At 68.5% G+C, this 9,222-nt stretch carries 9 protein-coding genes; all 9 read left to right on the forward strand.

Features of this window, described 5'->3' with window-relative positions:
* The first annotated feature begins 16 nt into the window (after positions 1-16).
* The 9 genes from AC5P6A_RS16820 (at position 17) to AC5P6A_RS16860 (ending at position 9,002) form a co-directional block, all read left to right on the forward strand.
* Positions 17-646 (forward strand): nucleotide-binding protein, encoded by a 630-nt coding sequence (locus AC5P6A_RS16820; protein ID WP_010487235.1) that lies wholly within the window; start codon positions 17-19, stop codon positions 644-646.
* Between the two features lie 49 nt (positions 647-695).
* Entirely contained in the window at positions 696-1,172 is a 477-nt protein-coding gene (locus AC5P6A_RS16825) for a SixA phosphatase family protein (RefSeq protein WP_019661948.1), read from the forward strand.
* 4 nt (positions 1,173-1,176) lie between these two features.
* The gene (locus AC5P6A_RS16830) at positions 1,177-1,809 is read left to right on the forward strand and encodes a YceI family protein (RefSeq protein ID WP_329842699.1); all 633 of its coding nucleotides are present in this window, start codon (positions 1,177-1,179) and stop codon (positions 1,807-1,809) included.
* Positions 1,806-3,857 carry a phospholipase D family protein gene (locus AC5P6A_RS16835; RefSeq protein ID WP_021204082.1) on the forward strand — a complete coding sequence of 684 codons (2,052 nt, stop codon included), beginning with the start codon at positions 1,806-1,808 and terminating at the stop codon, positions 3,855-3,857. Before AC5P6A_RS16830 ends, AC5P6A_RS16835 begins: the two co-directional genes overlap by 4 nt.
* Before the next feature lie 10 nt (positions 3,858-3,867).
* Positions 3,868-4,302 carry a hotdog fold thioesterase gene (locus AC5P6A_RS16840; protein ID WP_021204081.1) on the forward strand — a complete coding sequence of 145 codons (435 nt, stop codon included), beginning with the start codon at positions 3,868-3,870 and terminating at the stop codon, positions 4,300-4,302.
* Between the two features lie 121 nt (positions 4,303-4,423).
* Positions 4,424-5,215, forward strand: a complete 792-nt coding sequence (locus AC5P6A_RS16845) for a lysophospholipid acyltransferase family protein (RefSeq protein WP_134735569.1) — start codon at positions 4,424-4,426, stop codon at positions 5,213-5,215.
* 52 nt (positions 5,216-5,267) lie between these two features.
* Entirely contained in the window at positions 5,268-6,257 is a 990-nt protein-coding gene (locus AC5P6A_RS16850) for a YheT family hydrolase (RefSeq protein ID WP_026347255.1), read from the forward strand.
* Positions 6,258-6,313: 56 nt separating this feature from the next.
* Positions 6,314-8,383, forward strand: a complete 2,070-nt coding sequence (locus AC5P6A_RS16855) for a tetratricopeptide repeat protein (RefSeq protein WP_111102907.1) — start codon at positions 6,314-6,316, stop codon at positions 8,381-8,383.
* A gap of 10 nt (positions 8,384-8,393) precedes the next feature.
* Positions 8,394-9,002: a YbhB/YbcL family Raf kinase inhibitor-like protein gene (locus AC5P6A_RS16860; RefSeq protein ID WP_058980253.1), complete on the forward strand. Its 609-nt coding sequence runs from the start codon at positions 8,394-8,396 to the stop codon at positions 9,000-9,002.
* Positions 9,003-9,222: the final 220 nt, after the last annotated feature.

Here is a 9,222-nt window from a genome sequence, read left to right on the forward strand (position 1 = left end):
CGGAAGCGAGGCTGGCATGAAGACGATCCTGGTGGCCGGTTCCAAGGGCGGGGTGGGCAAGACCACCGTCGCCACCCACCTGGCCGCGTACGCGGCATTGCAGGGCAAGGCCACGGTGATTGCCGATGCCGACCCGCAGGGCTCCAGCACCCGCTGGGCACAACGCCGTGCCGGGCTGGAAAGTGCGGTGCTGCCGATCGACGTATATCGGAAGAAGCAGTGGGCGCAGAAGCTGCCCGACGGTACCGACACCGTCATCATCGATGCGCCGGCCGGCGCCCTGGCCGACGATATTCCCCATTTCCTCGACGCTGCCGACGCGGTGGTGGTGCCGGTGCTGCCCTCGGCGCTGGATATCGAAGCCATCGTCGGTTTCCTCAACAGCTTGGCCCAGAACCCGCGCGTGCACAGCCGCAAGCTGCCAGTGGGTCTGGTGCTCAACCGTACCAAGCCCTGGACCCAGACCTCGCAGCAGGCGCTGCAGATGCTGGGTGAATGGCCGTACCCGGTGGTCGCGCAGCTGCGCGACAGCCAGAGCTATGTGGTCATGACCGGCCTTGGCCGCAGCCTGTTCGACTACCGCTCGGCCCAGGTGCGCGAGCACCAGGCCGATTGGGAGCCGCTGCTGTCCTGGCTGAAGCTTTGATGCCTGCATCACCCTTCCTGCTGCATCCTCTTCTTCATGGAAACCCGCGATGCGTGAATTGATCCTGCTGCGCCATGCCCATGCCGAGCCGGCGACCCCCGGCCAGGCCGACCTCGACCGGCCGTTGTCGCCGGTGGGGCTGGCCGAAGCCGAAGCCGCCGGCAAGTGGCTGAAGGAGAACAACCTGCTGCCGGACTGCGTGCTGTGCTCGCCGGCGCGACGTACCCGTGAGACCCTGGAAGCGGTGATGACGGCCATCGGCTATGTCGAGAAGCGCCTGGAAGACCGGATCTACGAAGCCACCCCGGGCACCCTGGCGGCGCTGGTGGACGAGCGTCGCGACCTGGACCGGGTGCTGATCGTGGGCCACAACCCGGGCCTGGAGCAGCTGGTGGCCCTGATGACCGACGGCACCAGCAGCGACTACCGCGGCATGCCGCCGGCCGGCATTGCCGTGCTCGGCTTCCCGCGCGAGGCTTCGATCGAGCCGGGCGTGGCCAGCCTGAACGCGTTCTGGTGGCCGTGATCCAATGAGCCTGGCGCGGCGCAGCCGCTTTCTGCTGCCCGTGCTGCTGGCTTCCGGCGCGGCCTGGCCTGCCGCGCCTCCTCCGCCAACGCCAACGCCAACGCCCCTGCCGCCGGTGGTCGCCGAAGCGCATCGGGTCCTGCGCCTGGACACCCAACGCTCGCAGATCGGTTTCGAGGTGCGCACCCGCTTCGGCCAGCGCATCGAAGGTGTGTTCCCGCACTTCGAGGGCCGCATCGAGATCCTCTCCGATGGCCGCCACCAGGTGCACCTCAAGATGTTCACGCGCTCGGTCGAGATCCCCGGCAAGGCGCGCTATACCGGCTGGATGCGCGGCGAGGAATTCTTCGACGCGGGCCGCCACCCGGTGGTCGAGTTCGACTCGCTGCCGTACTGGCCGGAGACCGTGGAAGAGGGGGGTGACATCAACGGCCGGCTGACCCTGCGCGGGGTCAGCCATCCCGAGAAGCTGAGGGTGGAGAAGGCGGAGTGCGCCCGACCCGGCTATGATTGCGACGTCGTCAGCCGCGGTACCGTGCAGCGAGGCCGGTATGGAATGGACAGCTGGCAGCTTGCCTTGAGTGATCGTGTGACCTTCGTATTGCGAGCGCGCCTGAGCGAGGCGCCGAAACCGTGAACCTCCTGCTGCGTGTACTGGCGCTGGCAACCGTGTTGCTGGGCAGCGGTTGTGCATCGCTGTCCAATACCGAGCGCGACCGCGCCGAAGCGATCGCCGTGCAGGCGCGCTCGACCCAGGTCGACTGCCAGCGCGCCGACCGCTGCGCGCAGGACTCGCCGCTGCGGGCGCTGGCTGGCCGGGCGTTCACCGAATCCACCCCGGAGCAGCCGCGCCACTACGCCACCCTGCTGGACGAGGGAGAAGGCGCCCTGGTGGCGCGGCTGAACCTGTTGCGCAGCGCCACCCGCAGCATCGACCTGCAGACCTACATCTTCGACAAGGACGACAGCGCCCGGCTGGTCATCGACGAACTGCTGGCTGCATCGCGGCGCGGGGTGAAGGTGCGGGTGCTGATCGACCAGCTCTCGGCGATCTCCGACCTGCAGATCCTCGGCGCGCTGTCCGGCGCCCACCAGAACTTCCAGCTGCGGGTGTACAACCCGACGTTCGGCAAGGCCCGGCTGAATTACTTCGACTATGCCGGCAGCGTGCTGTGCTGCTTCCGGCGCTTCAACCAGCGCATGCACAACAAGCTGCTGGTGATCGACGACGCAATCGGCGTGGTCGGAGGCCGCAACTACCAGGACGACTACTACGACTGGGACCGCGAGTACAACTTCCGCGACCGCGACGTGCTGATTGCCGGCCCCGAGGCGCGTGCGATGGCGGCCAACTTCGATGCCTTCTGGCGTGCCCAGCGCAGCGTGCCGGCCGAGCGCCTGAATGATGTCGGCCGCACCCTGCTGCGCGAGGGCGTGCCGGCGCTGCCCCCCGCCACGTTCCGCCGCCCGGAACGGGTGCAGCGGGTCAGTGCCGAAGCCAATGACATGGACTTCGTCACCCGTTCCTTCGTGGATACCGCGCTGCCGGTGGCCTCGGTGCGCTATGTCGCCGACCTGCCGCGCAAGCACCGGCGCGAGAAGGCCGATGCCCCGCTGGCCGGCCAGCACGTGACCGAGCCCCAGCTGGATGCGCTCATTGCCGGTGCGCAGAAGGAAGTGATCCTGCAGACGCCGTACCTGGTGCTGTCCAAGCCCGCGCAGAAGCTGTTCCGCGAGCTGCGCAAGCGCCCGCAGCCACCGCGCGTGGTGGTGTCGAGCAACAGCCTGGCGGCCACCGACAATCCCATCGTGTATGCGCTGTCGTACAAGTACAAGCGGCGCAACATGCGCGAACTGGGCTTCAACATCTTCGAATACAAGCCGTTCCCGCTGGATGCGCCGGTTGATTACCGCAACCTGCTGCCCGACCCGATCGCCGCCCCCGGGGCAGACGACGACGGCGGCCGCAACCCGCTGATCGGCGGCAGCGCCGCCGGCAGCAATGCCGGGGGGGGCAGCGAGGGGGACCGGGCAACAACGCGCAGGCAGGCAGTGGTGAATCATCCGCGTACCGGCAGTGCCTACCAGAACGCGCGCGAACGCCGCCGCGCGGCCGGCAGCGAGGTGGAAACGCGCCTGCTGCGCACCGAAACGCGGCCCTCGTTCCTGGGCAGCAAGGCGGTCAACAAGCCATTGCCGGTCACCCGCAAGGGCGCGCGCATGGGCCTGCACGCCAAGTCGCTGGTGGTCGACCGCCGCATCGGCGTGGTCGGCACCCACAACTTCGATCCGCGCAGCGAGAACTACAACACCGAAGGCGCGGTGATCATCGATGATCCGGTGTTTGCCGAGCAGCTGGCCGAGAGCATCCTGCGCGATACCCATCCGCAGAACTCCTGGACGGTGGCGCCGCGGGCCAAGCCGCCGGTGCTGTCGGGGCTGAACTACAGCGTCGGCAAAGCCTCCGAAGCGCTGCCGATCCTCGACTTCTGGCCATGGCGCTATGCCACCGACTACGAGTTCAAGCCCGGCCCGGACTGCCCGCAGCCGCTGCCACGGCAGGACCCGGAGTTCCATCGCTGCTACGTTGCCGTCGGCGACTTCCCCGAAGTCAACGTCGGCCCGAAGTGGCTGCTGGTGCGCATGCTGACCGCATTCGGTGCCGGCCTCGTTCCCATTCTCTGAAGGTGACCGCATGACCCAGGTGTTCCGCGAAGCCGTTTCCCTCGAGCAGCTCAATGCGCTCAGCCGCAACACGGCGATCGAATCCCTGGGCATCGTCTTCAGCGCAGCGGGCGAAGACTGGCTGCAGGCCACCATGCCGGTGGACCAGCGCACCCGCCAGCCCTACGGCATCCTGCACGGCGGGGCCTCGGTGGTGCTGGCCGAGACGCTGGGCAGCAGCGCCGGCAACCTGTGCGTGGATACCGCAAAGCAGGTCTGCGTGGGCCTGGAGATCAATGCCAACCACGTGCGGGCGGTGCGCTCGGGGATTGTCACCGGCACCGCCCGCGCACTGCATGTGGGCCGCAGCACCCAGCTGTGGGAGATCCGCATCGAGGACGAGCAGGGTCGCCTGGTATGCATTTCGCGGCTGACCCTGGCGGTGGTGGCGGCCGGCCACGGTTGAGCCCCCGGTCGGGCGTGTTGACGACGGCAGAACCCAGCGTTCCCCACCGATTGCCCCGGTCAATGGCGGTTATGGCCTAAATCGGCTGGCAGCTGCTGCGACGCTCCGGTATCGTGCGCGGATGACTTCCCCCACTCCGGCCCCCCGTGGCGGCGTGGCGCGTGCGTGCCGTTACCTGTACCGCGTACCGCTGCTGTTGGTCCACATCACCGTGTTCCTGCCGCTGATCCTGATCGGCATGCTTCCGCCGTGGGGCGAGCTGCGCGTGGGCGAGGATACCCTCGGGGCGAAGGTGGTGAACTGGTGGCAGGGGGGCCTGATGTGGATCTTCGGCTTCCGCCTGGTGCAGATGGGCGCGCCGCTGCCCGGTGCCGTGCTGTTCGTGGCCAACCATGTCAGCTGGGTGGACATCTGCATCCTGCACAGCCAGCGCATGATGGGCTTCGTCGCCAAGCGCGAAATCGCCAGCTGGCCCCTGGTCGGCTGGCTCGCTGCGCGCGGGCAGACCATCTTCCACCAGCGTGGCAACACCGAGTCGCTGGGCGGGGTGATGCAGGTGATGGCCGATCGCCTGCGTGGCGGCAAGGCAGTGGGCGTGTTCCCGGAAGGGCGCACCCGCGGTGGCCACGAAGTGGGGCCGTTCCATGCCCGCATCTTCCAGGCCGCGGTTGAAACCGGCGTTCCGGTGCAGCCGGTGGCGCTGGTCTATGGGCTCAAGGGTGACGCACAGACCATCGTGGCATTCGGCCCCGGCGAGAGCTTCTTCGCCAATTTCCTGCGCCTGCTCGGTGAGCCGGCGCGGCGTGCGGAAGTGCACTTCCTGGCACCGATCGGTGCACAGGACCTGGAAGGCCGTCGGCGCATCGCGGAGACCTCGCGCGCGCGCATCGTGGCGGCCATGAGCACCGGTTGAGGGCACGGTGGCCCTGGTTCCGCCACCTGTCCTGGACGCCGGTACGCCGACGTTGCATGCGGCTGACTACCAGCCGCCGCGCTGGCTGCGCAACCCGCACCTGCAGTCGATGCTCAGCTCCAGCCGCATGCGCCTGCAGCGCGGCCTGCTGCTGCTGGCGGCCACCGGCGCGGTCAGCGAAGAGCTGATCCTCGACGGCGGCGATGGCGTGCGCCTGCAGGGCTGGCACAGCCATGTCGAAGGCCGCGAACCCAAGGGCATGGCCCTGCTGCTGCATGGCTGGGAGGGCAGTGCCGAATCCAGCTACATGCGCATGGCGGCCGCGCGCATGATCGAACAGGGTTTCGATGTCGTGCGCCTGAACTTCCGCGACCACGGCAACACCCATCACCTGAACCCCGGCATCTTCCACTCCAACCTGATCGATGAAGTGGTGCATGCCGCAGGAGACATCGCCCAGCGCTGGCCGCAGCTGCCGCTGGTGGCGGCCGGCTACTCACTGGGCGGCAATTTCGTGCTGCGCCTGGCCCTGCGCGCGCCGGCCGCCGGCGTGCCGCTGCTGCGCGTGGCCTCGGTGTGCCCGGTGCTGGACCCGGGGCTGACCATGGAGAGCATCGAGAATGGTCCGGCAATGTACGATTGGTACTTCCGACGCAAATGGGCCGGCTCGCTGCGCCGCAAGCGCGATCTGTTCCCCGAGCTGAGCGACTGCGACGACCGCGTGTTGAAGCTGGATATCCGTGCGCTGACCGCCTGGTTGGTTGAACGGCATACCAGCTTTGGCTCGCTGCAGGCCTATTTCGATGGCTACTCGATTGCCGGTGACCGCCTGTCGGCCCTGCAGGTGCCGGCCGACATCCTGATGGCGCAGGACGACCCGGTGATTCCCTATGCGACCTTCAGCGACTGGCAGCTGCCGCGCCACGCGCGCCTGGAGACCGCCTGCTGGGGAGGCCACTGCGGTTTCCTGGAAAACTGGCGGGGCGACGGCTTCTCCGAACGGTGGGTGGCGCAGCGCCTGCAGCGGGTGCTGGCGGGCTGAACCGGCACCGGCGCGTGGACCGCTACAATGCGGGTTTGCACTCGAACCGGACCGCCATGCAAGACCAGATCATCCAAGCGTTGCGCCAGAACCAGGCCGACCAGGCCGTGCAGCTGGCCCAGGCGTGGACCCGTGACGAACCCGGCCAGGCCGGGGCCCACCGCTGGCTGGCGCTTGCGCTGCAGCAGCAGGGCAAGGCCGAAGATGCCATGGAAGCCCTGCAGCAGGCGTTGCAGCTGGCACCGGACGACGCCCAGCTGCACCTGCAGCATGCTGGCCTGCTGCTGGCCCTGCGCCAGTACGAAGGCGCCGACGAAGCGCTGGCGCGCACCACCGGGCTCGACCCGAACTCCTTCTCCGCCTACCTGATGCAGGCGCACCTGGCGGTTGGCCGCAATGACTTCGACGAGGCACAACGCCTGTCCACCCTGGCCTCGCGCGTGGAGCCGGACCACCCCGAGCTGCTGACCATCGACGGCATGATCGCGCTGCGCCGCGATGACCCGGACCGTGCGCTGGTGCTGCTGTCGGCAGCCAACAAGGCCCAGCCGAATGACACCCGCGTGCTCTATGCGCTGGGCTTTGCCTACCTTGGCAAGGACATGCTGGCATTCGCCGAGCAGGCGTTCCGCCGCGTGCTGGAACTGAACCCGGCCATCAGCTCGCTGCATGGCCTGGTGGTGCAGCTGGCGCTGCGCCAGGGCAACGTGCCGGCGGCGGCCGAAGCCATGGAGGTGGCCCTGCGGCAGCCGGAGCTGGACGTGCCGGCGATGCGGCGCCTGGCCGGTGAGCTGGCGTTGCGCAACGGCCAGCCGCTGCAGGCGCTGGACCATCTGCTGCCCTTGCTGGAAGCGATCCCCGATGACCGCCAGCTGCTGCAGCTGCTGCTGATGTCCTGGCAGCGCCTTGGCCGCGAAGACGAGGCGCGTGCACGCCTCGACGCTGCCCTGGAGCAGCACCCGCAGCTGCATGATCTGTGGCTGGCGCGCCTGGCCGTGGAAGAAGTTGGCAGCCCCGCTGCCGCGGCGACCGTTGAACGCTGGATGGACGCCATGCCGGGCCACCTGCCGGCGCTGGAAGCACGCCTGCGCCTGCACGACATGGTGGGCGAGCACGAGCAGGCCGAAGCCATTGCCGAGCGTATCGTCAGCATTGAACCGGGGCGTGTCAGTGGCGAAACCCGCCTGGTTGAAGGGTTGCTGCAGCGTGATCCGCCTGCTGCGGTGGCCCGCGTGCAGGCGCTGGTCGAGCAGGCGCCGGAAGCGCATCGCGCCGATCTGCGCACCTGGATGGGCGAGATCCAGGACCGTGCCGGCCAGCCGCAGGAGGCCCTGCGTACCTGGCTGTCGCTGCAGGCCGACCAGGCCCCGCAACGCCTGCCGCTGCCACCGCAGGCCAAGTCTCCGCCAAGCTGGCCGGAGAAGGGTGAGATTGACGGCAACACCAGTTCCGCGCCGATCTTCCTCTGGGGCGCGCCGGGCTCGGGCGTGGAGCGCGTGGCGACCGGCCTGGCGGCCGCCAGCCCGGTGCTGCGAAGCGACCGCTACACCAGCAACCCGCCCGACGATGCGTTCCAGAACTACAACACGCTGCAGGATCTCGCTTCGGGCGTACTGACGCCGGAGCGGCTGGTGCAGCGTTGGCGCGAACAGCTGCCGGCGCGTGGCCTGCAGAGCGATACCGTCATCGACTGGCTGCTGTGGTGGGACAACGCCCTGCTGTGGGCGTTGCGCCCGCAGCTGCCGCAGGGGCGACTGGTGCTGGTGCTGCGTGATCCGCGCGACATGCTGCTGGACTGGGTGGCCTACGGTGCCGCCGCGCCGCTGGCGATGACCTCGCTGGCCGAAGCCAGTGAATGGCTGACCCGCGCGCTGAACCAGATTGCCACGCTGCATGAGGACGACCTGTACCCCCACGTGCTGCTGCGCATCGACCAGGTCGGCAACGATCCGCAGGCGATGGCCGAACTGCTGGGCCGCCTGTTCGAGCGGCCGATGCCGCCGGCGGCGCAGTTGGGCGCGCCGCGCTTCCCGCCCGGCCACTGGCGCAACTACCGCGACGTGATGAGCGCCGCCTTCGCCCAGCTCACCCCGGTTGCGGTGCGCCTGGGTTACCCGGAAGAGTGAGGAGATCCTGATGCAGCTGACCAGTAACAGCCTGACCAATGGCGCACCGATTGATCGTGAGTTCGCCGCCGGCGATGCCAATGGTTTTGCGCCCGACCGCAACCCGCACCTTGCCTGGAACGGGGCGCCGGCCGGCACCCGCTCGTTCCTGCTGGTGTGCGTGGACCCGGACGTGCCGACCGTGCCGGAGACGGTTGGCCGCAGCGACATGAGTGTGCCGCGTGACCAGCCACGTTGCGATTTCGTGCACTGGGTGATGGCCGATATTCCGGCCTCGGTGCAGGAGATCGCCGCTGGCAGCTGCAGCGACGGCTTCGTGGTGAAGGGAAAGCCCGCACCCGCCGGTCCGGCCGGCAGCCGCCAGGGCCTGAACGACTTCACCGGCTGGTTCGCGGGCAACCCGGACATGGCCGGTGATTACCTGGGCTATGACGGCCCGTATCCGCCGTTCAACGACGAGCGCATGCACCGCTATTTCTTCCGGGTATTCGCGCTGGACGTGGCGTCGCTGGACCTGCCGCAGCGCTTCACCGCCGCCGACGCGTACCGCGCCATGCACGGCCACGTGCTGGCCGAAGCCGCACTGCACGGCACCTACACGTTGAACCCGGCGCTGTAACCGCAACCCCGGTAGCGCCGGCCGCTGGCCGGCGTTGCTTTCGGTAGCGTCGAGCCATGCTCGGCTGCTTTTCCCGATAGACAGCAGCCGAGCATGGGCTTGTATGTTCCTCCCGGCTCCTACGCGGTATGTAGGAGCCAGGGTGGAGGGACCGTCAACATGATATCTGCGGATAGCAGCCGACAGACGAGCCGAGCGATCCCCATCCCGCACCTTAACG

The sequence above is a fragment of the Stenotrophomonas sp. YJH_SMC_20 genome (assembly GCF_059367845.1).